The 25015-nt window shown below is 62.4% G+C and carries 21 protein-coding genes; 8 read left to right on the top strand and 13 right to left on the bottom strand.

Annotated features, from left to right (window positions below):
• Window positions 1-11 precede the first annotated feature (11 nt).
• Window positions 12-932 carry a LysR family transcriptional regulator gene (locus BMW89_RS16510; RefSeq protein WP_092028026.1) on the bottom strand — a complete coding sequence of 307 codons (921 nt, stop codon included), beginning with the start codon at window positions 930-932 and terminating at the stop codon, window positions 12-14.
• Window positions 933-1071: 139 nt separating this feature from the next.
• Here BMW89_RS16510 and BMW89_RS16505 point away from each other — a divergent pair, with 139 nt between their 5' ends.
• The 7 genes from BMW89_RS16505 (at window position 1072) to BMW89_RS16475 (ending at window position 6977) form a co-directional block, all read left to right on the top strand.
• Window positions 1072-2088, top strand: coding sequence for an ABC transporter substrate-binding protein (locus tag BMW89_RS16505; protein WP_092028025.1), 1017 nt, complete (start codon window positions 1072-1074; stop codon window positions 2086-2088).
• Entirely contained in the window at window positions 2085-2825 is a 741-nt protein-coding gene (gene rutB / locus BMW89_RS16500) for a pyrimidine utilization protein B (RefSeq protein ID WP_092028024.1), read from the top strand. The genes BMW89_RS16505 and rutB overlap by 4 nt, the downstream gene beginning before the upstream one ends.
• A complete protein-coding gene (rutC, locus tag BMW89_RS16495; RefSeq protein ID WP_092028023.1) occupies window positions 2822-3208 on the top strand; it encodes a pyrimidine utilization protein C in 387 nt (128 codons plus the stop codon). Before rutB ends, rutC begins: the two co-directional genes overlap by 4 nt.
• A gap of 1 nt (window position 3209) precedes the next feature.
• Entirely contained in the window at window positions 3210-4013 is an 804-nt protein-coding gene (locus tag BMW89_RS16490) for an ABC transporter permease (RefSeq protein ID WP_092028022.1), read from the top strand.
• A gap of 28 nt (window positions 4014-4041) precedes the next feature.
• Window positions 4042-4833, top strand: coding sequence for a pyrimidine utilization protein D (rutD, locus tag BMW89_RS16485; RefSeq protein ID WP_092028021.1), 792 nt, complete (start codon window positions 4042-4044; stop codon window positions 4831-4833).
• On the top strand, window positions 4830-5639 hold the full coding sequence (locus BMW89_RS16480; RefSeq protein ID WP_092028020.1) for an ABC transporter ATP-binding protein: 810 nt from the start codon (window positions 4830-4832) through the stop codon (window positions 5637-5639). The genes rutD and BMW89_RS16480 overlap by 4 nt, the downstream gene beginning before the upstream one ends.
• Before the next feature lie 198 nt (window positions 5640-5837).
• Window positions 5838-6977 (top strand): Bug family tripartite tricarboxylate transporter substrate binding protein, encoded by a 1140-nt coding sequence (locus BMW89_RS16475; RefSeq protein ID WP_092028019.1) that lies wholly within the window; start codon window positions 5838-5840, stop codon window positions 6975-6977.
• An 88-nt stretch (window positions 6978-7065) separates the two neighbouring features.
• Here the strand turns inward: BMW89_RS16475 and BMW89_RS16470 are convergent, their stop codons facing one another.
• Together BMW89_RS16470 and BMW89_RS16465 are read right to left on the bottom strand one after the other, a co-directional pair.
• Window positions 7066-8046, bottom strand: coding sequence for a Bug family tripartite tricarboxylate transporter substrate binding protein (locus tag BMW89_RS16470; RefSeq protein WP_092028018.1), 981 nt, complete (start codon window positions 8044-8046; stop codon window positions 7066-7068).
• Between the two features lie 30 nt (window positions 8047-8076).
• Window positions 8077-9717: an FAD-dependent oxidoreductase gene (locus BMW89_RS16465; protein WP_177196084.1), complete on the bottom strand. Its 1641-nt coding sequence runs from the start codon at window positions 9715-9717 to the stop codon at window positions 8077-8079.
• A gap of 111 nt (window positions 9718-9828) precedes the next feature.
• Between BMW89_RS16465 and BMW89_RS16460 the strand changes: the two genes are divergently transcribed.
• The gene (locus BMW89_RS16460; RefSeq protein WP_092028016.1) at window positions 9829-10722 is read left to right on the top strand and encodes a LysR family transcriptional regulator; all 894 of its coding nucleotides are present in this window, start codon (window positions 9829-9831) and stop codon (window positions 10720-10722) included.
• A gap of 20 nt (window positions 10723-10742) precedes the next feature.
• Here BMW89_RS16460 and BMW89_RS16455 read toward each other — a convergent pair whose 3' ends face one another.
• From BMW89_RS16455 to BMW89_RS16410, 10 genes are all read right to left on the bottom strand, one after another.
• Window positions 10743-11618 carry an ABC transporter permease gene (locus BMW89_RS16455; protein WP_092028015.1) on the bottom strand — a complete coding sequence of 292 codons (876 nt, stop codon included), beginning with the start codon at window positions 11616-11618 and terminating at the stop codon, window positions 10743-10745.
• On the bottom strand, window positions 11615-12433 hold the full coding sequence (locus tag BMW89_RS16450) for an ABC transporter ATP-binding protein (RefSeq protein WP_502686393.1): 819 nt from the start codon (window positions 12431-12433) through the stop codon (window positions 11615-11617). The genes BMW89_RS16455 and BMW89_RS16450 overlap by 4 nt, the downstream gene beginning before the upstream one ends.
• Window positions 12434-12444: 11 nt before the next feature.
• Window positions 12445-13494 carry an ABC transporter substrate-binding protein gene (locus BMW89_RS16445; RefSeq protein WP_177196083.1) on the bottom strand — a complete coding sequence of 350 codons (1050 nt, stop codon included), beginning with the start codon at window positions 13492-13494 and terminating at the stop codon, window positions 12445-12447.
• Window positions 13494-14633, bottom strand: coding sequence for a 3-isopropylmalate dehydrogenase (gene leuB, locus BMW89_RS16440; RefSeq protein WP_092028013.1), 1140 nt, complete (start codon window positions 14631-14633; stop codon window positions 13494-13496). Before leuB ends, BMW89_RS16445 begins: the two co-directional genes overlap by 1 nt.
• A gap of 20 nt (window positions 14634-14653) precedes the next feature.
• Window positions 14654-15292 carry a 3-isopropylmalate dehydratase small subunit gene (gene leuD / locus BMW89_RS16435; protein ID WP_092028012.1) on the bottom strand — a complete coding sequence of 213 codons (639 nt, stop codon included), beginning with the start codon at window positions 15290-15292 and terminating at the stop codon, window positions 14654-14656.
• Window positions 15293-16726 (bottom strand): 3-isopropylmalate dehydratase large subunit, encoded by a 1434-nt coding sequence (leuC, locus tag BMW89_RS16430; RefSeq protein WP_210187571.1) that lies wholly within the window; start codon window positions 16724-16726, stop codon window positions 15293-15295.
• Window positions 16727-16866: 140 nt separating this feature from the next.
• Window positions 16867-17820, bottom strand: coding sequence for a LysR family transcriptional regulator (locus tag BMW89_RS16425; RefSeq protein WP_092028010.1), 954 nt, complete (start codon window positions 17818-17820; stop codon window positions 16867-16869).
• Window positions 17821-18281: 461 nt separating this feature from the next.
• Window positions 18282-21347: a type I restriction endonuclease subunit R gene (locus tag BMW89_RS16420; RefSeq protein WP_092028009.1), complete on the bottom strand. Its 3066-nt coding sequence runs from the start codon at window positions 21345-21347 to the stop codon at window positions 18282-18284.
• Window position 21348: 1 nt separating this feature from the next.
• Window positions 21349-22659 (bottom strand): restriction endonuclease subunit S, encoded by a 1311-nt coding sequence (locus BMW89_RS16415; RefSeq protein ID WP_092028008.1) that lies wholly within the window; start codon window positions 22657-22659, stop codon window positions 21349-21351.
• Window positions 22656-24890 carry a type I restriction-modification system subunit M gene (locus BMW89_RS16410; protein ID WP_092028007.1) on the bottom strand — a complete coding sequence of 745 codons (2235 nt, stop codon included), beginning with the start codon at window positions 24888-24890 and terminating at the stop codon, window positions 22656-22658. Before BMW89_RS16410 ends, BMW89_RS16415 begins: the two co-directional genes overlap by 4 nt.
• Between the last annotated feature and the right edge of the window lie 125 nt (window positions 24891-25015).

Genomic DNA, 25015 nt, shown 5'->3' with positions numbered 1-25015 from the left:
ATCATCGCTCGCTAACCGACCAAACTGCGCTCGCGAATGGCCTGCGCGCCCGCCAAAATGCCGCGCTGAAGCGCGCGCGCGGCGGGCGAAAGGTCGCGGCCGATGCGCCAGAGCAGATAGAGCTCGCGCTCGATCACGGGATCGACCAGCTTGCGCCAGGTCAGCACGGGATGATCGGCCTCGGGCCAGGCAAGGCTCGGCAAAGGCGCGACGCCGACACCGGCCTCGACCAGCGCCAGCAATGTCGCGGGATGCTCGGCTTCATGAATCGGGGTGCCCTGATTGAGGTCCGCGACGCCGCGTTCGATTTCAAGGCGAATGCCGGTGCCTGTCGCCATCACCACAAGACCTGCCTTCGAGGCCTCCGCCCAGCTCACCGCGTCGCGCGCGCTGAGCGGATGATCGCGGCGCATCACGAGAGCAAAGTTGTCGACGAGCAGGCGCGAGGCATCGAGCTCGGGATCGTCGCCGGGCACATTGGCGATGCCGAGATCGACATCGCCGCCGCGTAGCGCCGCAAAGATCTGATGCCGCGAAATCTCCTTCAGCGTCACCGCCACCATTGGATGCTCGCGCTGGAACGCCGCGAGCACGCGTGGCATCAGCCGCAGCGCCACTGATGGCACGCAGGCCACGGTGACGTGGCCACGGCGATGTTCGCGCAAGTCACGCAGATCCTGGAGCTGGCGGTCGAGATCGGCGAGCAGGCGCTGGATGCCCGGCATGAAATCGGCGCCGACCTTGCTGAGCTGAAGCTTTCGCGTGGTGCGGTCGAGCAGCCGCACCCGCAATCCATCCTCGAGCTGGCGCACCGCCTGGCTGACTGCGGATTGCGACATCCCGAGCGCGCGCGCCGCCGCGCTGAAGCTGCCGGTCTCGACGACACGGACAAAGGCGCGGAGCTGTTTCAGGTCGAGCTGATCTATCAGCATTGCTTATAAATATATCTCTCTATTCCGGATTGTTAATGAAAATCTCCAATGCAAGGATTTTGGGCGAAGATCGGGGATGATCATCAATTAGGCAGGAAACGAGCTAACTCGTTGTTCTCGCAAGTCAAAGGACTGGGACGTGATCAACAGACGCGACCTCATGAAATATTCGCTGCTCGGCGCGGCGACGGCGCCGCTGGCCGGCCTCAGCACCCCAGGCGTCGCGGCCGGCAGCAAAATGGCGATCGCCGAGGCCCTGCGGCTCGGCATGTACAACTCGCTCTATGTCGCGGCCGACAAGGGGCTGTTCGCCAAGCACGGCCTGGACGCTGACCTCACCACCGCCGGCGGCATCGCGCTGCCGGTGCCGATCCTGCTTTCCGGGCGCAGCCAGATTGGCGTGACCAGCCCGGGCATGTCGGTCAACGCGGTGCGCGAGGGCGGCAAGATCAAGAACATCGCAAAAATCGTCGGCGGCGTGTCGATGTGGGGCATCGCCAGGCCCGACAGCAAGATCAGGACGATCGAGGATCTGCGCGGCAAGACCATCGCCACGCTGAAATTCCCGTCCTCGACCATTCAAGTGCCGACCTACGCGATCAAGACGATCGGCAAGTTCGATCCGAAGGAGGCCGGCGTCACCTTCCTCGAATTGCCGCCGGGCGCGCAGGCTGCCGCGGTGAAGGACGGCCGCGCCGACATCGCTACCGCATTTGAGTGGGACGTCAGCATCGCCGCCGAGCAGTTCGGTCTCGTGCCGGTGCTGTCCTTTGCCGACGCGCTGGGACCACTCTGCTTCACCACCGCGATGGCGACGGAAGAGACCATCGCGAGCAACCCGGCCGCCGTTCAAGGCTTCTGCAACGCCGTCGCGGAAGCGCAGAAACTGATGCACGAGAACAACGCGGTCTTCACCGAGGTCGCCGAGAAATATTTCCCGAAGGTCACGCCGTCAGTGGTCGCGAGCGCAACCAAGAACTTCTTCGGCTCGAAGACAGCGATCCCGCGCAACCCCACCATCTCGGCCGACGAATGGGACCGCGCGATGCAGCTCGAACAGGGCGGCGGCGCGGTGCAATCCGCCCTCCCCTACGCGCAGATGGTGGACAATCATTTCGCCGAGCAGGCGACCAAGCAGTTCGGTCTCGCGTCATGACAGTGAATACCTCTCCCGCGCGCGAGCCGCGTTACGTCACCCTGCCGGCGCGGCCCGAGCCGCTCCGACTTGCGGTTGACGAGACCGCAGTGGTCGTCGTTGATATGCAGAACGCCTATGCATCGCCGAACGGTTATCTCGATCTCGCCGGCTTCGACATCTCCGGCGCCAAGGCGACGATCACGGCGATCCAGGATGTGCTGAGCGTCGCACGCGGCGCCGGCGTTCCCGTGATCTTCTTCCAGAACGGCTGGGATTCCGACTATGTCGAGGCCGGCGGGCCGGGCTCGCCGAACTGGCACAAGTCGAACGCGCTGAAGACGATGCGCAAGCGGCCCGAGCTGCAAGGCAAGCTGCTCGCCAAGGGCGGCTGGGACTACGCGCTGGTCGACGATCTCCAGCCGAAGCCCGGCGACATCGTGGTGCCCAAAACGCGCTACAGCGGCTTCTTCAACAGCCAGTTCGACAGCATTTTGCGCGCCCGCGGCATCCGCAACCTCGTGTTCTGCGGCATCGCCACCAATGTCTGCGTGGAATCGACGCTGCGCGACGGATTCCACCTCGAATATTTCGGGGTGATGCTGGAGGACGCAACGCACCAGGCCGGCCCCGACTACATCCAGAAGGCGTCCGTCTTCAACATCGAGACATTCTTCGGCTGGGTCTCGTCCGCGAGCGATTTTCGTCGCGCCTTTGCCCAGACCGAAGCCGTTCCAGCAAACGAGGACCAGCTATGACCGACCGCGCCATCATTCCATCCGGGACCACCGCCCCCATCGCTCCGTTCTCGCCGGGCATGATGGCCGACAACGTCATCTACGTCTCGGGCACGCTGGCGTTCGATGCGAACAACGACGTCGTCCATGAGGGCGACGCGGCGGGCCAGACCCGGCACATCCTCGAGACCATCAAGCGCGTGCTGGAGACGGCGGGCTCCAGCCTCGCCGACGTCACCTTCAACTCGATCTTCGTCACCGACTGGGCGAACTACGCCGCGGTCAACAAGGTCTATGCCGAGTATTTTCCGGGCGAGAAGCCGGCGCGCTTCTGCATCCAGTGCGGGCTGGTCAAGCCGGCCTGCCTCGTCGAGATCGCCTCGATCGCGCACAAGAGGCCGTGAAATGGCCGTGCTCGACGCCGGACAGGCCGCGGTGACGGGCGCGCGCTTCAGGCTGCCGTCCGCGCTCCGCATCGCGCTGCTGCAGATCGCACTGCTGGTCGCGCTGCTCGCGGCGTGGGAGCTCGCGATCCGCTTCGGCCTGATCGCGGTCTATCTCTATGGCCAGCCGAGCGGCATCATCGCCAAGGGAGCCAAGCTGATCGGCAGCGGCGAGCTGTTGCGCGACGCGGCGCTGACGGCGTGGGAAGCCATCGCCGGTTTTCTGATCGGAACGGTGCTCGGCAGCGCAGCGGGGCTCGCACTGTGGTTGGTCCCGACCGGCGCCGCCGTGCTGCGGCCCTATCTCATCGCGCTCAACGGCCTGCCGAAGATTGCGCTGGCGCCGCTGATCATCGTCTGGTTCGGCATCGGCCTCTCCTCGAAGATCGCGATTGCGGCGATCATCACCTTCATCGTCGCCGTCATCACGGCGCTCCAGGGAGCGAAGGAGGTCGATTCCGATCTCGTCAAGCTGCTGCGCTCGCTCGGTGCGTCCCGCGTGAAGACCTGGCGCACCGTCATCGTGCCCGGTGCGATGCCGTGGATCGTCGCGGCCTTCCGCCTCAACGTCGGCTTCGCGCTGATCGGCGCGGTCGTCGGCGAGTACATCGCATCCAGGGAGGGCCTCGGCTACATGATCTACTACGCCGGCGTGCTCTACGACCTCAACGCGGTCTGGGTCGGCATCGCGACGCTGATGGTGGTGGCGCTGCTGATGTACGGCGCGATCGATCTGATCGAGCGACGCCTGCTCCACCGATCCTGAACGACATCAATCCAACAGCTGGGACGCCATGGCTTTTGCACGCGGCAAGGATGCCGAGATCTATTACGAAGTTCACGGGCACGGTACGCCAATCGTGCTCTCCGCCGGCATGGGCGGCAGCGGCTCGTTCTGGGCGCCGCAGCTCGACGCGCTCGCGAGCCGCCACCAGGTCATACTCTACGACCACGTCGGCACCGGCCGCAGCGCAGCCGGTAGCCGCAGCATCACCGGCATGGCCGACGACATCGCTAGCGTGCTCGACCATGCCGGCGTCGACGCGGCGCATGTGGTCGGCCACGCCATCGGCGGCATCGTCGGCCTCGAGCTGGCGCTGCGTCATCCGAAGCGTCTGCGCAGCCTTGCTGTCGTCAACGGCTGGGGCCGTGCCGACCCATTCCTGCGGCGCTGCTTCGAGATTCGCAAACAACTCCTCAATCAGTCCGGCCCGCAGGCCTATGTGCGGGCGCAGCCGCTGTTCCTCTACCCGCCGCAATGGATCTCCGAGAACATCGCGCATCTCGATGCCGAGGAAGAGAAAATCCTCAAGCACTTCCCGTCCATCGCGACAATGAACCAGCGCATCGACATGTTTCTGGCATTCGAGGGCGGCAGGCGCCTCGCTGAAATCAACGTGCCGACACTACTGTCCTCCGCAAAGGACGACGCATTGGTGCCGGCCTATCTCACCCGCGAGCTCGCCGCCGCCATTCCTGATGCGCGGGTTCACGAGGTCGATTGGGGCGCGCACGCCTTCAGCGTGGTGACGCCAAAGATCTTCAACGACACGCTGCTCGACTTCTGCAAGGAGGTGGAGCGATGAATGCACTCGCGCAAAACCTCACCGAGTCCGCGACGATCGTGCTGCGCGCGAAAAGTGTCGGCGTCACCTTCGATGGGCAGGGGCGCCCGGTCGAGGCGATCCGGAAAGTTGATTTCGAGCTGCGCCGCGGCGAGACGCTGGCAATCGTCGGCCCCTCCGGCTGCGGCAAGTCCACGCTGTTCAACGCCATTGCCGGGCTGTTGCGGCCGACCCGCGGCCATGTCGAGGTCGGCGGCAAGCGCGTCGACGATGCCGCCGGCCATGTCGGCTACATGTTGCAAAAGGATTTGCTGCTGCCGTGGCGCAGCGTGCTCGACAACGTCATGCTCGGCCTCGAAGTCCGGAAGACACCCAAGGCTCGTGCGAAGGAGATCGCGCTGGAGCTGATCAGGGCCTATGGCTTGGCCGGGTTCGAGCACGCAAAACCCGCGGCGCTCTCCGGCGGCATGCGCCAGCGCGTCGCGATCATGCGCACGCTCGCTTTCGACCCTCAAGTGATCCTGCTCGACGAGCCGTTCTCCGCGCTCGACTTCCAGACCCGCCTGCTGATGCAGGCCGACGTCTCCCGCATCATCGCCGAGCGCGGCAAGAGCGCCATCCTCGTCACCCACGACATCGGTGAGGCCATCGCCATGGCCGATCGCGTGCTGGTGCTGAGCGCGCGCCCGGCCACGGTCCGCGCGTGGCACGTGATCGACCTGCCCCGCGCCGGCCGCGATCCCGCGGGCCTCCGCACCGACCCGCAATTCCAGGATTATTTTGCGAGGATCTGGGCGGATCTGGAGAAGCCGGCGGGGGTGGCGTGAGGGCCGGAAAGCAGCTGCACGCCGAGAAGCTGCCCTCGCGGACAAACCGTTTCATGGCCTGAAAGCGATCCATCGATCTTTTCATATTTTGCAAAAGAGATGCTCGGACTGCGCCAATAGTTGGGAGAAACTCAAAGCTGTAGCCTTCGGTCAACATGGCCATAAACGGCCACGCTGCAACGAGGGCGGACTGCATCCATGGAATTCGGCGTCTTCATGCCGGCGCAGCAGCGCGGCTATCATCAGACCTCGCGGCAGGTGGTCAACAACGCGGTCGAGCAGACCGTCACCGCGGAAGTCGCGGGATCTGGCGCGCGCAGCAGCCTAGGCGGTCGCCCCGGATCGACGGTGATGAGAGCGCTCCTGTGTCTGGTCGCCGCGACGACGCTGGCGTTCCAGACGGGCGCCGCGAGGGCCCAGACGACCGCGGAATCCTGGCCGAACCGCGCGATCACCTGGGTGGTGCCGTTCGCGGCCGGCGGCGTCACCGACCTCGTCTCGCGCAAGATCGCGGAGCTGCTGCGGACGCGGCTTGGGCAGCCCGTGGTGGTGGAGAACCGCCCCGGCGCCGGCGGGATCATTGGGACGGAGTTCGTCGCCCGGGCCCAGCCCGACGGCTACACTGTGCTCTTCGCCTCCGGCGGGCCTATGACGATCCAGCCGAACATGGGGCTGGGGAAGCTCAATTACGACTCGCTCAAGAGCTACGTCCACGTCCGGGGCGTGAGCTCGGCGAACCAGGTCCTCGTCGCGACCGCGGCAGCGCCCTACAGCACGCTGGCTGAGTTCGTCGCCTACGCGAAGGCCAACCCGGGCAAGCTCAATTTCGGCTCCCCCGGCCCCGGCACCGCCCAGCACCTCGCCGGCGAGATGTTCCAGGCGGCCACCGGCATCAAGCTGACCCACGTGCCCTACAAGTCGGGCTCGAGCCAGATGACCGACATGATGTCGGGCATCCTGGACGTCTCCTTCGACTACCTCACCGTGCTCAGGCCGCTGATCGACACCGGCAAGGTCAAGGTGCTCGGCACCACCGGCACGACGCGGCTGGCCGCGCTGCCCGACGCGCCGACGGTGCTCGAGGCCGGCTACCCGGACGCCGTCAGCGTCGGCTCGACCTGGGTCGCGGTCCCGGCCGGGACCGACCCGCGAATCGTGGGCAAGCTCTCTGAGGCGCTGGCCACCGTGCTCGCCGACCCCGGCATCGTCGCCGACCTCGCCACCAACGGCCAGGTGTCGATTGCCGACAAGGGGCCGGCCGAGATGGGCCCGTTCATCGTCGCGGAGACCGCACGCTACAAGCGGGTGATCGAGAGCTCGGGCATCGCCGCGCATTAGCTCAGACGCACGGCCGTGGACATCGCGCACGCGAAGGAGCGGAAGGGGCCGATCTGGAGAGGCCGGTTGGGGTGGCCTGAGATCGCCTCTAGTTCGCCTTGATGCCGGCCTCGCTGATGAGCTTGCCCCATTTGGTGCTTTCGCTCTGAATGAAGCGGCCGAACTGCTCGGGTGACGTGGGTGCAGGCTCGGCGCCGAGGGTCCTGATCTTCTCGGCCACGGCCGGGTCCTTCAGCGCTTTCGTGAAGGCCTCGTTCAGCCTGCCGATGACATCCGCCGACGTGCCGGCCGGAGCAACCAGCCCGAACCAGCCCACGGATTCGAAATCCGCAATGCCACTCTCGGCGAGAGTCGGCACATCGGGCAAGGATGGAAGACGCCGCGCGGAGGAAACGCCGATCGCATTGAGCTTGCCTTCAAGGATAAATTGCCTCGATGCCGGAATATCCAGCACCGCAAACGGGACATGGCCCGCGAGGACGTCGACCGCTGCCGGTGCGGTCCCGCGATAGGGGACCAGCTCCATGCTGATCCCGGTCTTCTGCGTGAACAGTGCGGCCGTCAAATGCATCGCAGTCGAATTGCCGCCATGCCCGATCGACAGCGCGCCCGGCTTTGCCTTGGCAAGCGCGACCGTCTCGGCCGCATTGTGCGCTGGAATGTCCGCGGACGCCACGAGCACGAAGGGAATTTCCGCAAGCAGCGTGATCGGCGCGAGATCTTTCGGATCGAACGGCATCGACGAATTGAGGTGCGGGTTCACCGTCAGTGCGCCCGCGGGCGCGACGCCGAGCGTGTAGCCGTCGGGCTTGGCCTGCGCGACCGCGGCCATGCCGATGTTGCCGCCTGCGCCTGCGCGGTTCTCGATCACCAGGCTCTGCTTGAGCTCGGCTGTGACCAGCGGCTCGAGCGCGCGGATGACCGTGTCGGCGCTGCCGCCGGGCGGGAAGGTCACGATGATCTTGATCAATTGCTCCGGATAGGCCGCCTCGCCTGCCTCCAGCGGCAGCACGGCGAAAGTCGCGGCCGTCAGCACGGCCAGAATGCGGCGCCTTGCAATTTGAAACAATTTCTCCTCCTGATTTTTCTTATGAGTTGCTTACGCCGCCGCGCCGCTGAGACACGCCAGCAAGGCTTGCGGATGTTCCGGCGCGGCCTGCCCGCGCCAGGCGATGTGCTGATCGGGCCGCACCAGCACGAGCTTCTCGGCATAGGCACCATTCGCTTCGTCCGGCGCGATGTCGATCAGCGTCAGCGGAATGCCCCGCGCCTCTGCAGCGGACTGCAATTGCACCACATCGATCGCCGGATCGAACCGCAACAGATTGTAACCTGTTCCGAACGCATCGTAGAGCGATCGTCCATCGCGCAGGACCAGATGCGGTGCGCGGGCGCCCGGCACGGTGGAGGGCGTGAAACTTCCCATCGCATAAGCCGGCGGCGTTTCGCCGTCATAGGCGATGATCGGCGAGGCATCGTAATAGTAGCCGAAGTTGAGACCAGCGCAGCAATATTGCTGCACATTGAGATCGTAGGCCGCTCGCGCCAGCGAGGCGCGCGCCGCGTGACCGCGCGGGGTGTCGTCCTCGATCTCCGCCGACACACCGCCGCGCTGCGCCATCATCTTCATCGCGTGATCCATCGCAAAGCGCGACACCTGGTCGGTGATGGGCTGACGCTCCGCCTCATAGGCATCGAGGATCGCAGCCGGCGCCCATCCGTTCAGATGCGCCGCCAATTGCCAGCAGAGATCGACGGCGTCCGCGATGCCCGCATTCATGCCGTAGCCGGCATAGGGCATCCACAGATGCGCAGCATCGCCGCAGATGAAGACCCTGCGGTCGCGGAAGCGATCGGCCACGAGGCGACGCCCGACCCAATCCTCCTTACTGAGGATCTTGTATTCGAAGCGCTCGTCGACGCCCAAGATCGCACGGATGGACCAATCGCGATCGACCGAGTCGAATTCGGGCTCGTCAGGCCTCAAATGATTATGGATCAGCCAGCGGTCATGACCGTCGATCGCAACCGTGGTGCCGGAGCGGCGCGGGTTGAGCGAGAGCACCATCCATGCCGGCTTGTGCGCGCCCATCAACTCCTTGAGTTGCGGCGCCTCGATGAAGGTCGATTGCACGCGCTGGATCACCGGTGTCCCGGACAGGCTGGCGCCGATCGATTTGCGAACCAGCGAGCGGCTACCGTCGCATCCGATCACGAAGCTGGCTTCGATCCGGAGCGTGTCGCCGCCGTCGAGGTTGCGCGCCAGCGCGGTCACGTGATCACCGTCCTGCTCGATATCAGTGATTTCCGTGCGCGCCAAAATGGTGATGCGCGGCTGGGCCGCGGCGTGGCCGAACAGGATCGGCTCGAGATAGACCTGATTAATCCGGTGCGGCGGCTCCGGCGTCGGCCACCAGGTGTCGGGGCCGCCGGTGGCGCTGTAGCGGCGCGCGCGGGAGGGAATGTCGATGCGGCAAAGCTCGATGCCGGTCGCCGTGGTCCGGTAGGAGCAATCATTCGGGAAGTCCGCGGGCAAGCCCGCGTCGCGCAGTTTTGCGGCGACGCCAAGCCGGCGGAAGACTTCCATCGAGCGCGCCGAGACGTGATTGCATTTGACGCTGGGCGGATCGCCGGCATGGCGAATTTCCGCGACGACGACGTCGATCCCGCGCGAGGCCAGATCCATGGCCGCGGTCAATCCCACGGGCCCGGCGCCCACCACCAGCACCTGTGTCCTCATCGTTTCGATTCCCTTGTCGCCCGGATTCGTTGCCCGCACCTGCATGCATTTTATTGCAGGCCCGCTTATGCGATAAGACGGAAAGAACTCATCAATTCATGAGCTTTGCCTATGAATGTCACCTTGCGGCAGCTACGCGCCTTCACCGCCGTCTATCGGACCCGCAGCATCACGCGGGCCGCGCGCGAGCTCGGGATCACGCAATCGGCGGCGAGCCTGTTGATCCAGCAGCTCGAGGTCCAGCTCGGCGTCAAGCTGTTCGACCGCTCGACACGATCGGTACAGCCGACGCTGGCCGCCGATGAGGCGTTTCACGCAGCCGAACGGATGCTGGGCGATGCGCAGGGCCTGTCGCGGCGCATGCGCGACCTCGCACAAGCGCGCGCCGGCCGCGTCGCGTTTCTGGCATCAGCCGGCGCCGCATCGGCGCTGCTGCCGTCAGTGCTCGCAACATTCCGCGCGGCCCATCCCGACATCGAGATCGACATGCGCGATGTTGCCGCCGACGATCTCGTTCCGCGCCTGGGCACAACCGATGCGGAGTTCGCGATCGGCAGCGTGGAGGGTGAATTCGCGGAGATGACAGTGGAGACACTGACCCGCGGACGCCTGAGCGCCATCGGCCGCCGCACCGCCGACTTCGCCGCGCGGCGGTCCCTCACATGGGACGAACTCGCGCAGCTGCCGACCATCGCGATGCGCCGCGAAACGCGAATCCGCATGCAGATCGATCAGGCGCTCGGCGCGCAAGGCAAACACCTCAATCCGACCTATGAAGTGACCCTGATCAACACCGCGCTCGCCATGACCGCACAGGGCCTCGGCCTCGCCATCCTCCCCGCGACGATGCTGCCGACCGACCAGTTTCCAACGCTGATCGCAAGACCTTTGGTGCGCCCAGCCATTACGCGGCCGGTGTCGCTGCTCCAACGTCAGGGCCGAACGCTATCGCCCGCGGCGCAGGCGTTTGTAGCGACGGCACGGGCGGTGCTGGCGGGCGCGTGATCAAGGCAGCAATTGTTCGGCTACTCCGCGAGATTGTGCTGCTGCCAGCGCAACAGATAGGCCTGCAATCGCCAGATCAACGCGGATAGCGCAACGCCGACCAGCATCAGCACGATGACGGCGACCATCATTCCCGACGCCTCCGCGCGCGCCTCGGACTCGATGATCAGGCGACCGATCCCCCGTTCCGCGCCGATGAACTCGCCGACGATGACCCCGATCAGCGCGAAGGAGATCGCAGGTGTCAGCGAGGCGAAAACCCAGGCCATGGTCGATGGGATCACCACCGTGCGGGTGATCTGCCACTCGCTGGCGCCGAGCAGCCGCGCCGCATTGACAAAGCCCTCGTCGATCGAGCGCGCTCCTTCGAACGTATTGAAGAACACGAGAAAGACCACCACGATCCACGATGTCACGATCTTCGAGGTATCGCCGATGCCGAAGGCCAGCACGATGATCGGCGCCAGCGCGATGCGGGGGATCGAATTCACCGCCGTGATGAACGGCTGGAAAATGGCGCTCAGCCGGTCCGAACGTCCCAGCACGAGGCCCGCGGCAAAGCCGCTGCTGACGCCGGTCACGAAACCGAAGAAGGTGTTCTTCAGGGTGACAGCGGTCGCGATCCAGAGATTGTTCTCGGATCGCGCCATGCAGCGGGCGAATTCGCCGTTGAACCAGCCGTTGAACATTCCGAGCTTGGACTTGAGGCAGCTCAGGATCAGGAAATGCTCAAAAATCTGCGACGGCTTGGACACGAAATAGGGGTCGAGCAGATCCGGCACCAGCCACGGAAGGCGGCCATGGAGATCGTACCCCCACTGCCAGATCGACAGGAAGCAGGCGCAGATCAACGCCTGCCATGCCAGCGTTCTGCCGGGGTGGCGCACGCGCCTCATGGCTTGCGGCCCTTGATGAACTCCTCGCCGAGCGAGTGCCAGATCAGCTGAAACAGCTCGGCATAACGCGGCGTCTCCCGGATCTTCACGGCATTGCGCGGGCGGGCAAAATCCACCTCAAAACTCTCCTTGATCCGGCCGGGCCGCGCGGAAAACAGAATGATGCGATCTGCCAGCGTCAGGGCCTCGCCGAGATCATGGGTCACGAACAGCACGGTCTGCTGCTCGCGTTCCCAGATACGAAGCAGCACATCGTGCATGTCGATCTTGGTATGGGTGTCGAGCGCGCCGAACGGCTCGTCCATCAGCAGAACCTGCGGCTCAACGACCAGCGTTCGCATCAAGGCTGCGCGCTGGCGCATGCCGCCCGACAATGCGGAAGGATAGGCGTTTTCGAAACCCTGCAACCCCGCCTGCGCCACGCAAGCGCTGATACGATCCTTTCGCTCCGCCGCTGGGACACCCGCCAGTTGCAGGCCGTAGCCGATGTTGTCGGCGACGGTGCGCCACGGAAACAGGGTATCGCGCTGGAACACATAGCCGACGTCAGGCGTCGCCTGCCCGGGGACGACGGGCGTTCCGTCAATCAGGATCTGGCCGCTGGTCGGCTTGATCAGCGTCGCGATCATGTTGAGGACGGTGCTCTTGCCCGAACCTGACGGGCCCAGCAGAGCGACAAATTCGCCGCGCCGGACATTGAAGGACACATCGCGCACCGCCTCGATGGCCGTCCCCGCCAGCTGGAAGGTCTTGCACAATCCACGCACGTCGATGCGCCGCATCTCGGGCGATGCGACGGACGACGACGCGGGCATGGCATGCACCGTCAAGCCGGATAAGCCTTGCGTGCCGCTTCGATGAAGCTGGTGCTGACGACATCGGCCATCGCGAGCGGCTTGATGCCGGTCATTTCACGAAACCACACCTTCTGACCGCGCGCGAAGCTGGCCTCATCGATGAGGCACTCGTAGTCGGTGACTTTCTTCATGATCCCGATGTCGAAAAGGTTCGCATCGCGCGACGTGCTCCCGACATAAGGCTCGATCGCATCGTAGATCTCTTCCGGAGAGTGCCCCTTGATCCACTGCGTTGCGCGCCACAGCGCCGTGACGAACGCCTGCATCTTCTGCGGGTCCTTGTCGATGGTCGACTGCAGGGTGAAATGAGACGTCACCGGGACCTTGCCGCCGATGTACTTGGCCCAGACCGTCTCGTCCGTTCCATCGAACAACAGCGCGCCCCAGCCTTGCTCGATCGAATCCTTCAGGATCGACGGCGAGTTGATGAGAACATCGACCTGCTTCGTTTTCAACGTGCCCATCATGGTGTCGACATTGCCGGTGCCGATCCAGGTCACCTTGTCGTCCAGTCCCATGGTTTCCATGTAGTAGGAGGCCCAGACGTGGTTGGTGCCTCCCAGCGACGACACCGCAACGATCGGCTTGCGTCCGTCGGGCCGTTTCCACTTCGCCAGCGCCTCCAGGGTGGTAATGCCCTGATCGAACAAATCCTTGCGGATGATGAAGATCGCGGCGTTGCTGCGGGTATCGACCGGCATCAGGACCCGCGCGCTGCGGCCGTGATTGCTCAGCTGCATCGGGTGGGTGATGTCGCCGATGCCGATATCGCCCTGGGACGAGGCGATGATCTCGCGCGTCTTCACGCCGCTGCCGCCCTGGATCAGCTTGCAGTCGAGGCCGGCCTCCTTGAAGAACCCGGCCCGGTCGGCGACGAATTGAGACTGATAGACCGGAATGGCCACCGGATAGATCACGCGGCCGGACGGGGCATCCGCCCACGCCCGCCCCGCCGCCATGGAGGCACCGGCGCCGGCGACAATGGTCAATGCGGCCCGTCTGGTGACCCGAGTCCTCATCACGCGTGCTCCCTCTCCCTGCCGACCACCTTGTCGAGCGCGTTCAGCACCGCATCGCCCATCTCCTGGGTCGACAATCTTTTTGCGCCTGCTTCGGCGATATCGGCCGTTCTTGCGCCGGCGGCGAGGGCCGTATTCACGGCGTGCTCCAGCAGCGTGGCATCATCGGGCCGATTGAGGGTGATGCGCAACATCATTGCGACGCTGAGGATCGAGCCGAGCGGATTGGCGATGCCCTTGCCGGCAATGTCAGGCGCGCTGCCATGGACCGGTTCGTAGAGCGCCTTGCGGCGTCCGAGCCGGTCCGGCGGCCCGAGCGAGACCGACGGCAGCATGCCGAGCGAGCCCGACGCCATGGCGGCACAATCGGAGAGAATGTCGCCGAAAATATTGCAGGTCACCATGACGTCGAACTGCGACGGCGCCCGCACGATCTGCATCGCGGCGTTGTCGACATAGAGGTGCGTCAGCTCCACATCGGAGAATTCCGCTTGATGCAGCGCTATGACCTCCTCGCGCCACAGCACGCTGGTTTCCAGCACATTGGCCTTGTCGACGGAGCAGACCCGGCCCTTGCGCGTCCGCGCCAGCTCGAACGCGGTTCGCGCCACCCGGCGGATCTGGCTGGTGGTGTATTGCTGGGTGTTGAAGCCGCGGCGCTGGCCGTCTGGCAGCGTTTCGATACCGCGCGGCTCGCCAAAATAGATGCCGCTGGTGAGCTCGCGGATGATGATGAAGTCGACGCCTTTCAGCACCTCGGCCTTGAGCGGCGCGGAATCCGCCAGCGCCGGATTGGCGACGATCGGCCGGAGATTCGCATAGAGGTCGTACTTGCTGCGCAGCGACAGCAGGCTTCCCGCCTTGCGCGCCGCCGCAGGCACCTCCGTGGTTTCCGGGCCGCCCGTCGCGCCCCAGAGAATTGCGTCGGCCTCCTCCATCGCCTCGACCGTGTCATCCGGCAACACCTTGCCTGTCGCGAGATAAGGGATGAGGCCGTATTGGGCTTCGCGCAGAACCACGGGCGCGCCGCGCCGGTCCGAAAACCATTTGAGAATGCGATGGGACTGGTCGGTCACTTCAGGACCGATGCCTTCACCACCGACGACAGCCACCTTGATCGTGTTCGAGAGCGTGTTCATGCCTGATGTGTCCTGACGGATTATCTTGCCGATGATCCTGCAAAGTGAATCCACGGCCGCGCGGTGCGGTCGGAGGCCTGGAATGCGCGAATCTCTTGGTCCCGTCGCAATGTCAGCGAAATCTCGTCGAGGCCTTCGAGCAAACCCGCACGCCGGCGCGGATCGATCTCGAAGCTGTGCCGCACGCCTGATGGCGAGGTGACCGTCTGCTCCTGCAGATCGACATCGAGACGTCCCGCGCCCTGGCTCGCTTCGATCTCCGCAGCAAGGCCATCGATGACGGCTTTGTCCAGCACCACCGGCAAAATGCCGTTCTGGAAGCAGTTGGCGAAGAAAATATCGCCGAAGCCGGAGCCGATGATGGCGCGGATGCCCATTTCCTGAAGCGCCCACACCGCCGCCTCGCGCGAGGAGCCGCAACCGAAATTCGGCCCGGTGACCAGGATTTCCGCGGCGCGATAAGGCTCGCGATTGAGGATGAACGCTGGATTGTCCGAACCATCAGGCAAATAGCGGAGCGAGCCGAACGCCCATTTGCCGAGACTGCCGCGGACGGAATTTCCGATCATGCGGTTGATGCTGATGATGACGTCGGTGTCGACATTGGTGCGCATGATCGGCGCGGCGGTCGCGGTCAGTTTGGTGAAGGCTTGTGCCATCTAGCGCTCCATCGTTCGAACGTCGGCGATGGCGCCGGACACCGCCGCCGCGACAGCCATGGCCGGACTTGCCAGATGGGTGCGGGCGCGCGGCCCTTGCCGGCCGATGAAATTCCGGTTCGAGGTCGACACCGAGCGCTGGCCGGGCGGCACGGTTTCGCCGTTGGCGGCAAGGCACATCGAGCATCCGGGCTCGCGCCATTCGAAGCCCGCGTCGATGAAGATCTTGTCGAGGCCCTCGGCTACCGCATCGCGCTTGACGGTCTCCGAGCCCGGCACGACCCAGGCGCGCACGCCCGGCGCAACCTTGCGGCCACGCGCGACCTCGGCTGCGGCGCGGAGATCGCTGAGGCGGCTATTGGTGCAGGAGCCGATGAACACCCAATCCACCTTCGTGCCGGCGATCGGCGCACCCGGCTTCAGGCCCATATAGTCGAGCGCGATCTCGATCGCGCCGCGGCGCGCCGGATCGGCAATGTCCGCGGGGTCCGGGATGCGGCCATCGACGCCAAGGACATGTTCGGGACTGGTGCCCCAGGTGATCTGGGGGATGATGGCCCCGACATCGATCGACACCTCGCGATCGAACATGGCGTCGCTGTCGCTCCGAAGCGAACGCCACGCCGCAACGGCCCGGTCCCACATCGCGCCTTGCGGCGCGTAGGGCCGGCCTTGGACATATGCAAACGTCGTGTCATCCGGCGCGATCAGGCCCATCTTGGCGCCGAGCTCGACCGACAGGTTGCAGATGGTGAGCCGCCCTTCGATCGGCATGTCCCTGATCGCACTGCCGGCATATTCGACCGCATAGCCGGTGCCACCGGCGGCGCCGACATGGCCGATCAAAGCGAGGATGAGATCTTTTGCCGTGACACCGAACGGCAACCGGCCGTCGAAGGTCACGCGCATGGTCTTGGGGCGGCGCTGGATGATGGTCTGGGTCGCCAGCACATGCGTCAGCTCGCTGGAGCCGATGCCGAAGGCGAGCGCGCCGAGCCCGCCATGGGTGCAGGTATGGCTATCGCCGCAGACGATCAGGCAGCCGGGCAGACTGAGGCCGAGCTCCGGGCCGATGACATGGACGATGCCCTGCCCAGGCTGGTCGATGTCGAACAGCTGGATGCCGCTGGCCGATGTCTCGGTCCGCAACGCCGCCAGCAGCTCCCACCCGGTCTTGATGGTGCCGGCACGGCCCGACGCCGTCGAAATCGCATGATCGGGCGTTGCAAAGGTCAGCTCGGGATTATGGACCGGAAGGTTGCGGTTTTTGAGGTCGATCAGGCCGCGGGAGCCGCCGAGATCATGCAGCAGATGGCGATCCACATGCAGCAGATCGGTATCATCGCTGAGATTTGCGATGACATGCTGGTCCCAGATTTTGGCCAGCAGCGTGCGACCGCGCCTGTCCACGATCCGTCCTCCCTTGTCCGGCATCTGATGTGCCGTATTGCTGCCGATCATGGCGACCGTCAGCGTTGTTGGGAAGCAGGATAGAAGTCCGCGCCAAAAATGTGCAGTGACGGTTGGGCAACCCGCCATCGCGGCCGGCGATGGCTCGCAGCCGCCGAGCCGTACTAGCTCCCGCTTGGCACGACCGTCAGCCGGTCGGAGACGCTGCTCGTGACGTGACGCGCATCGTCATGGGTCCGCAAATGGTCCACCAGCAACTTCGTGACCGGAGGCAGCGATTTGTAATCGCGCACGCCCATGACCAGGTCGCGTCGCGCCCAGGACTCGTCGAGCGGGACGGTGACGAGGCTGTCGACGCCGTAGCGGCCGCTTACGATCTCGAGCGGCACGATGCCGACCCCCATCCTGGCATCGATGACGCGGAACAGCGCATCGAAACTGCTGACGCGGATGCGCACCTTCATGTGCTGCCCGAGCGCCGCCGCGGCCCTGACGCACAGCGTCTCGATCGAGCTGCCCTTCTCCAGGCTGACGAAGTCGAAATCGACCAGCTCGCGGAAGCGAACGCTATTGCGTCCCGCCAGCGGGTGGTCGCTCGTGACCAGCGCGACCAGGCTGTCGCTGCGATAGGACAGCAACTCCAGATCCTGCCCGTCGATGTTGCCGCCGAAAATGCCGATGTCGGCCCGGTTCTCCACCACCGCGCGCACGATCGCCGGGCTCAAATCCTCCTCGAGGTCGATACGCACCAACGGATGCCGTTCCAGAAACAGGCTGAGCTCGTCCGCCAGGGCTTCGAGGATCGCGGACTTGTTGGCACAGACCCGGATCAGCCCGCGCTTGCCCTGCCTGTAGCCGGTCAGCTCGGTCTCGAGCTTGCTCAGGTTTCCGAGGATGATGCGGGCGTGCTCGAGCAGGGCGAAGCCGGCAGGTGTCGGCTCGATCCCTTTGGAATGGCGATGCAGCAGCTCGACCTTGAACAGGTCCTCAATATCCGAGATGCGGCGGCTGACCGCGGACGCGGCGATGTTCTTCTTCTCCGCCGCTTTGGCGATACTCTGCTCCTCGACGATCGCCACGAAGAGTTGCAGCGTCAGGAGATCGATTTTGGCGGTCATCCGGAAGATCCTTGGGCGGGGGCCTTACGACGGGTGACTATAGCTCATTTTCGGATCGCAGCAGCGAGCGATGACCCGGCCTGGGGCCGGCGCAGACACGAAGGCCCCAGGGCCATCCACTATGCGGACAACAAAAATGACGAAAACAACCCCATGCACAGTAGCCGGCTGCCGCCGGCGCGGCGTACTCTACATCTGGCGAAGCATCTGATGCCGCGAGCAAAATTCGGAGAGCGACGCACGCCGGGTGGTGACGGATCCGAATCGGCGTTGGAGCGCATTACTGCCGATACCGTCGCTTGGTTTCCGGTCACGTTTCCCGAGATCGGCAGAGATAAGCGGCGATCGTAGTGTCGGCGGATTTCGGATGACACCGCGCGTCGTTTGACTCGTCGGGCAAAACAGGGGCACGATGTCATCATTGCGGGGAAAGCGATCGGTAAAGCCCCCGCCAATCGTCTTTAGTCGTTTTTCTCTCTCGCCCGCTTGAATATCTCGCGAGCCAAGTGTTCATGGGCGACAGATCGAAACTCTTTATCGGTCATCACCCGCGAAAAGATTTCTTCGTTGCCTTCCATCCGGTCGATAAAGAGCTCATCGAGTATCCGTTCGAGGTAGGACGAGAAGTTAGCGAGGTTGTTCGCTCTGGCCGCTTCAACAATTTTCTCATCTCCTTCTGCGCTGGCACGAATCTGGTCGAAGAACAATTGATCGGCTTCGATGAAGTCCGTGCCAAAACGCTCGTTGAGCTTGCCTACCAATGCGGACAAAGCAACGCCCTCCTCCGCCAAACCAGCGGTGCCAACATCCGTTGGCCCCTTCAACGGGTCAGCCTGTCCGTAGCCAAGGTCAATCGAGCCCTCGGACATTTGCTGGAGTCGGAAGTAGCGAAGTGCAACTTCATCATCCAGCACGAATGCCTTCCCGTCGCCGGGAGGCGGCAGTTTCAAAAGCAAGTTGCGAACGAAGGCATAAAATTTCTCAAGCTCGCTGTCCTGATAGGGGATGACCTGCGAGAGAAATGCATAAAGGTTGCGGTAGGCTGTGAGTTGGCCCCGGAAGGTCTCTTGCTCACCCTCGTCCTCCTCCTTGAACCTCTGCACCACCGCATCGAGCACAGAATTCATGACCTTGTGCTGCGAGGCGGAATGGTCGCGCGTGTGTTGATACCAGACCGCAGCGAAGGCGTTCACGTCCTGAGGTGTGAAGATCGCCCATTCCAATAGCTTGTGCTGCAGTTCTGACAGCTGGTGCGGATCCGCGTTTTCACCAATCGGCGTCGTCTCGTAGTAAGGCTTGAATGCCTTGTAGATGTCGGCTTCCTCATTGGCGAAGTCGAGTACGAAGGTTCGTGCCTTGCCGGAAGCGATGCGGTTAAGGCGTGACAGCGTTTGTACCGCCTGCACGCCTGCGAGGCGCTTGACCACATACATAGTCTGCAGTAGCGGCTGATCGAATCCGGTTTGATATTTCTCGGCCACTAGAAGCACGCGATAATCGTCGCGATCGAAGGTCTCGGGCAGTTCGCTTTCGGCAAGCCCGCCATTCATCGACACTTCCGTGTAGGACGAGCCAGGACTGTCTGGGTCCTCCACCGTACCGGAAAAAGCCACCAGTGAGCGAATGCCGGAATAGCCGCGATCCTTGATATAGTAGTCAAATGCCAACTTGTATTTGACAGCTGCGAGACGCGAGCCGGTCACCACCATAGCCTTGGCGCGGCCGCCAAGTTCGTGCACGACATAAAGTCGGAAATGCTCAACGATGACCGAAACCACCTGCTCGATATTGACAGGATGGAGCTCTAGGTAGCGCGTCAGCGCCTTCGCGGCTTGCTTACGCGGCACCTCGGGGTCATCTTCCACCTGCTTGACGAGTCCGAAGAAGCGTTTGTAGGTCGTGTAATTCTGGAGCACATCCATGATGAAGCCTTCTTCGATGGCTTGCCTCATGGTGTACTCGTGGAACGGCGACTTGCCCGATGGTCCCGGTTCGTCGAACAGTGTCTTGGTCTTGAATTTTGGCGTCGCGGTAAAGGCAAAGAAGCTCAAGTTCGGTTGGCGTATCCGCTTGAGCGAGTCCCGCAGAATGGCGGCTCTGGCTTCCTCCGAAAGGTCACCGTCTTCCTCGTCGGAAAGCTGCGCGGCAATCGCCGCTTCGATTCCGTCCTTGTTCAGCATCCCCCGCAGCGTGGTCGCGGTATCGCCGCTTTGCGAGGAATGCGCCTCGTCCACGATCACGGCGAAGCGTTTGCCTGCCGTGTCGATCTTCACGCCCGTCCCCTTCTTTTCCAGCGTGGACAGCGCCTGAGAGATGAAGGGGAACTTCTGGATTGTAGTGATGACGATGGGCGTCCCGTTTGATAGCGCGCGGACAAGCTGTTGCGTGTCCTCGTCGATCTTTTCGACCACGCCGGTTTTGTGCTCGATCTGGTAGATCGTGTTCTGCAATTGCTGGTCGAGCACACGCCGGTCGGTAACGACGACGACGGAATGAAACACCTTCTCGTCGTTGGCGTCGTGCAGACTGGCGAGGCGATGGGCGAGCCAAGCAATGGAGTTAGACTTGCCCGAACCCGCCGAATGCTGGATCAAATAATTGCGTCCCGATCCATGCTGGCGCGCATGCGCCACAAGCTTTCGTACTACGTCGAGCTGGTGATAGCGCGGGAAGACCGTCGCTTCCTTACGGATGTTCCGTACGCCTTTGTCGCTCTTTATCTGCCGTTCCTTCACCTCAAGATGCATGAACCGTTGCAGAATATCGAGGAGGCTGTCGGCCTGCAGAACCTCATCCCAAAGGTAGTGTGTCTTCCAGTTGCTTTCGACGGGTGGATTGCCCGCGCCGCGATTGTTGCCTCTGTTGAACGGCAGAAAAACCGTTTCCTTGCCCTTGAGACGCGTTGTCATCCAGACTTCGTCGGGGTCCACCGCGAAATGCACCAGCGCGCGTTTCTTGAAGGCGAACAGAAGATCGCGATCGTCTCGATCCTCCATATACTGTTGCACGGCATCCATCGCGCGTTGTCCCGTCAGAGGGTTTTTCAGTTCCGCCGTCACCACAGGCAGACCGTTGACGGCAAGCGTCACGTCGATGATGCAGCGCCTGTTCGTGCCGTCTGCCTTCTTCATTGCGGAGGTGAAAGCGACCTGCCGAGTGATGGTCAGTTGGTTCTTGGCGTAGGCTTCGGTCGCTTCGGCGTTCATGCGGGAATTGGGCCGAAAAAAAGCCAGCCGGAAGATTTTGCCGTAGCACTTGAAGCCGTGCCGCAGGACGTGCAGCGTGCCCTTGATGTCGAGTTCCTTAGCGAGGTTATCCAGCACGGTCGCTTCGGTTCTGGCTCCAAGCAACGCTTCAAGATGCTCCCATTTTGCGACCTGACTGTCCTTGAGGAAGGCCGTTACATCTTTGGGAAAGAGCGCCAACGCCTCGTCATATGCGGTGGGAGCTCGCTTCATATAGCCGCCTTGGCCAGTGAGTCCGACCTCAATCGCAGCTTCGAAGTGGCGCTCCATATGTCCAGGCATGCTAAACCTCTTCGACAGCAGGCTCTTTCGGCGTAACGTTTAACTGTATTTTTCCCGTCACGGCAGCGGTTATAAGGGCCGCGCGGTATTCAGCCAAGCGACCTACACTCTGAGCCACCTTCGCGTCAGCCTCCCACTCTTCGCTTTGGCCGCGGTCCAAAGCGTCAACGATCTCGGCTTGTTCGTCCTCCGGGGGCACCACCACAAAATACTTCTTGATGACATCTACATTGACCCGCTTGAAGGTCGCGCCAACAAGCTCCCGCGCTAGTTGCTCCAAGCACGCATCGGAGTTGAGAAAGTATTCCAGAAAGTTCGAGGATATGACCCTTGGTCGGATCAAACACAAATCTTGCCCCAAACAAAGTAGCTCGTCGGCTCTAACCCGCGCGGCAGAACCGACGGATGCGTTCCGACTGTAAATGATATCGCCCACTCTCGGCCGGCGCTCCCCATCAGACATGATGGTAAACTCATCCTCGCTGACTCGGCGCTTGGTCAGATAGTCGATTGAATAAGGCTTTATCTCCGAAGTACTGACCAGCGGGATGCCGTCGTCAATGTATTCAGGAGTTCGGTGTTTACAGTCTATAACGGAACTGACGAAAGAGAGCCGCTTCACTTTCCAATGCGCGGGAATGTCTCCCAGCCAGTCGATGCCGGAAGGCTTCATGGGAGCGTCGGGGTTGAGCCCTTTTGTGACGGCATTGGTGATGAGGACTTGACGCTTTACGGCGAAGTGCCCCAAGAGTGTCCGCTTCTTTGCAACTAGAGCATCAATCTTTGCGATCTTTTCATCCAGAAACAGCACAATCCGCCGCTGGATTTCGAGTGGGGGCCACCTCCAAGGTAGCTTTAGTATGTCTGCGGGGTTCACTCGCTGATGCGAGCGCGTTGCAGACTGGACTATCGCTGAAAGGCGATCCGTAACTTTCTCGCTGCTCCATAGATAATAGGCATACCGACGGTCTATTCGATCAGAGTTAATTGCCACAAATTCCCCCGATGCGAGCGTGACGTAATCAGGGTGAGGTTCGGCGATACAAATGGTTCTCTTACGAGGATTGAGCTTCGAGACGAGCAAAGTCGGCGCGGCAATCAGGAGCTTCGAACTATCGATACCGCTCGCGGGTTCGATCAGCGGCCCCCCTGTGTCCTGCACTTGAGGGATGGAATAGTGCGCAACAAGATTGTCACCAAAATCCGCAGGATCTACGGTCACGCGATAGGGATCGCACAGAAAATCCGCGCGCTTCTCCGTCCAATTCGATGGAAGGTCATCCAACCATTGCGCGTCGAGCCGGTCTCTCATTCGACCAACCCTTTCAATAGCCCAGCAATCTCGCCTTCCAACGCAGTGATATCTGTTTCGATCTCACCCAACGGACGAGGCGGCTTGTAGACGTAGAAGTGGCGATTGATGGGGATTTCGTAGCCTACCTTGGTCTTATCGTAGTCCACCCACGCATCGGGCACATGGGGCAAGACTTCACGCGCCATGTAGTCGTCGATCGCGGGGGTCATAGCCTCGACAAGGTACTTGTTTGGCTTATCCGGGCCGAAGAACATAGGTAGTGACGCCCCGTTGTGCGCGGCATTCTCCTTCTTGCTCGCAGCATCTAGAAACGCCTTCGGCATCTCGAAAGTCTCAGGCAGGGGGACGTTCTCCGTATCGCGCAGATCGCTGTCCGGCTCAGGCCTACCCTTACTGTCGCGGCAGATTTTAGCGTTAGGATCGCGCTCACCCAGGGCGGCGCAAATCGCCTTCTTGATCGTTGCGGATAGCTTGATGCCGACTCCGTTCGCCACATTGTCGAGGTCCGACTCGAATGCCTCGCGATCCATGTACCGACCCTTGCCTTGCAGCTTGGCGAGCGTGGCTCGGATGGCGACTTGCAGCTTGCGGCCTTCCTCGATTTCCGCCATTGCCGCCGCCTCGTTCTTGCGCTTTTTACTGGTGGCGAGATTAGCAAATGCGGCCTGATCGTCTAATCTGACGATGCGCTCGAGCGTCGCCTCAAAGTTCATGCGCAGGGGGCGCTCCACCGTAGCCTTGAGAAAGCCGAACTCCCGGTTCTCGAAGATACGGGAGACGACGCGCGTTTCACGAGTGCCGTCAATGGACACCTCGGCAGTTTCGCCATCGCTGTAATTACCGTAGATGCGCGTCAACTGTCGAATCTGACCTTCGGTGATTTCGTTGCGCTTGTTGTTCAGGCTCTTCTTCATGCGCTCGAAGAAGCGCGTACCGTCGATCAACTGAACCTTGCCGCGCCGATCGCGCACCTTGCGGTTGGTCACAAGCCAGACATAGGTGAAGATGCCCGTGTTGTAAAAAAGCTGGTCCGGCAGGGCGACGATGGCATCTAGCCAATCGTTTTCTATAATCCAGCGGCGAATGTTCGATGGCCCCGATCCAGCGTCGCCCGAGAAGAGCGGCGAGCCATTGAAGACGATGGCAATCTTGGAGCCGACCGCGTCTTCATGCCCCTCCCTATAGGCGTGCATTTTAGAAATCATGTGCTGCAAGAACAGCAGCGAGCCATCGTTGATGGCGGGCAGCCCCGCGCCGAAGCGGCCAGAAAAGCCCAGTTCGCTGTATTCCTTTTCGACATTTTTTTGCTGATCCTTCCACTCTACCCCAAACGGCGGGTTGGCCAAGAGAAAGTGAAACTGTTTGCCCTGAAAACCGTCGTGGGTCTTGCCGTCGCCCAACGTGTCGCCAAGCACAATGCTGCTCGTGTCCTCGTCCTTGATGAGCATGTCGGAGCAGCAGATAGCCCAAGACTCGTCATTATATTCCTGCCCGAAGAGGGCGAGATTGGCCTGGCTGTTCTGGTTGAGAATGAACTTTTCGGATTCCGACAACATGCCGCCGGTGCCGCACGCCGGGTCATAGATCGTCCGGTATATGCCCGGACGGTAAACGTCCTTCTCGCCAGTATAGACGAGGTTCGCCATGAGGCGGATTACCTCGCGCGGAGTGAAGTGGTCTCCGGCCTCCTCGTTCGCCTGTTCGTTGAATCGCATCACCAGATGCTCGAACAGGTACCCCATCTGCAGATTGTCGATGCGGTCGGGGTGCAAATCGACATCCGCCATCGCCTTGACGATAGTGAAAAGCCTGTTGCTGGAATCAAGCTTTTCGATCTGGTCGTTGAACTTGAACTTCTCGAAGATCGCTCGGGCGGTCGGTGAGAAGCCGTTGATATAAGATACGAGGTTCGGCGCTATGTTTTCGGCATCACCAAGCAGCTTCGCAAAGGTGAAAGGGCTAGTGTTGTAGAGTGGGTGCTGGCGCGTGGGATCCGCCGCCTTTCCAAGCAGCCTCTCCATCGCATTCTTGGGCATCTTCTGTGCGGTCAGCTTCTTATATTGCTTCAGCACGGCGTCCTTAGTCGGCTCAAGGACGCAATCAAGTCGGCGAAGAACGACCATCGGCAACATAACCAGCCTGTATTGCGGCGGGCGATATGGGCCTCGAAGGCGGTTTGCGATATCCCAGATGTCGGATTTTAGCTCGTTGTGGATTTGAACGTTCACTTGGAGAAAGCCTTCGACGAATCAGCGGTGAGGGGATGCGGGGCGGAAGGATTCGTATAATTGCCTCCTCGCGCAGCCAACACAACTTCAGACGGAAAGCCCTGCGCTCTGCAAGTGCAGAGAGA

The sequence above is a fragment of the Bradyrhizobium sp. OK095 genome (genome assembly GCF_900109945.1).
In the GTDB taxonomy this organism is placed as follows: Bacteria; Pseudomonadota; Alphaproteobacteria; order Rhizobiales; family Xanthobacteraceae; genus Bradyrhizobium.
This window is presented reverse-complemented; position numbering and strand designations above follow the sequence as displayed.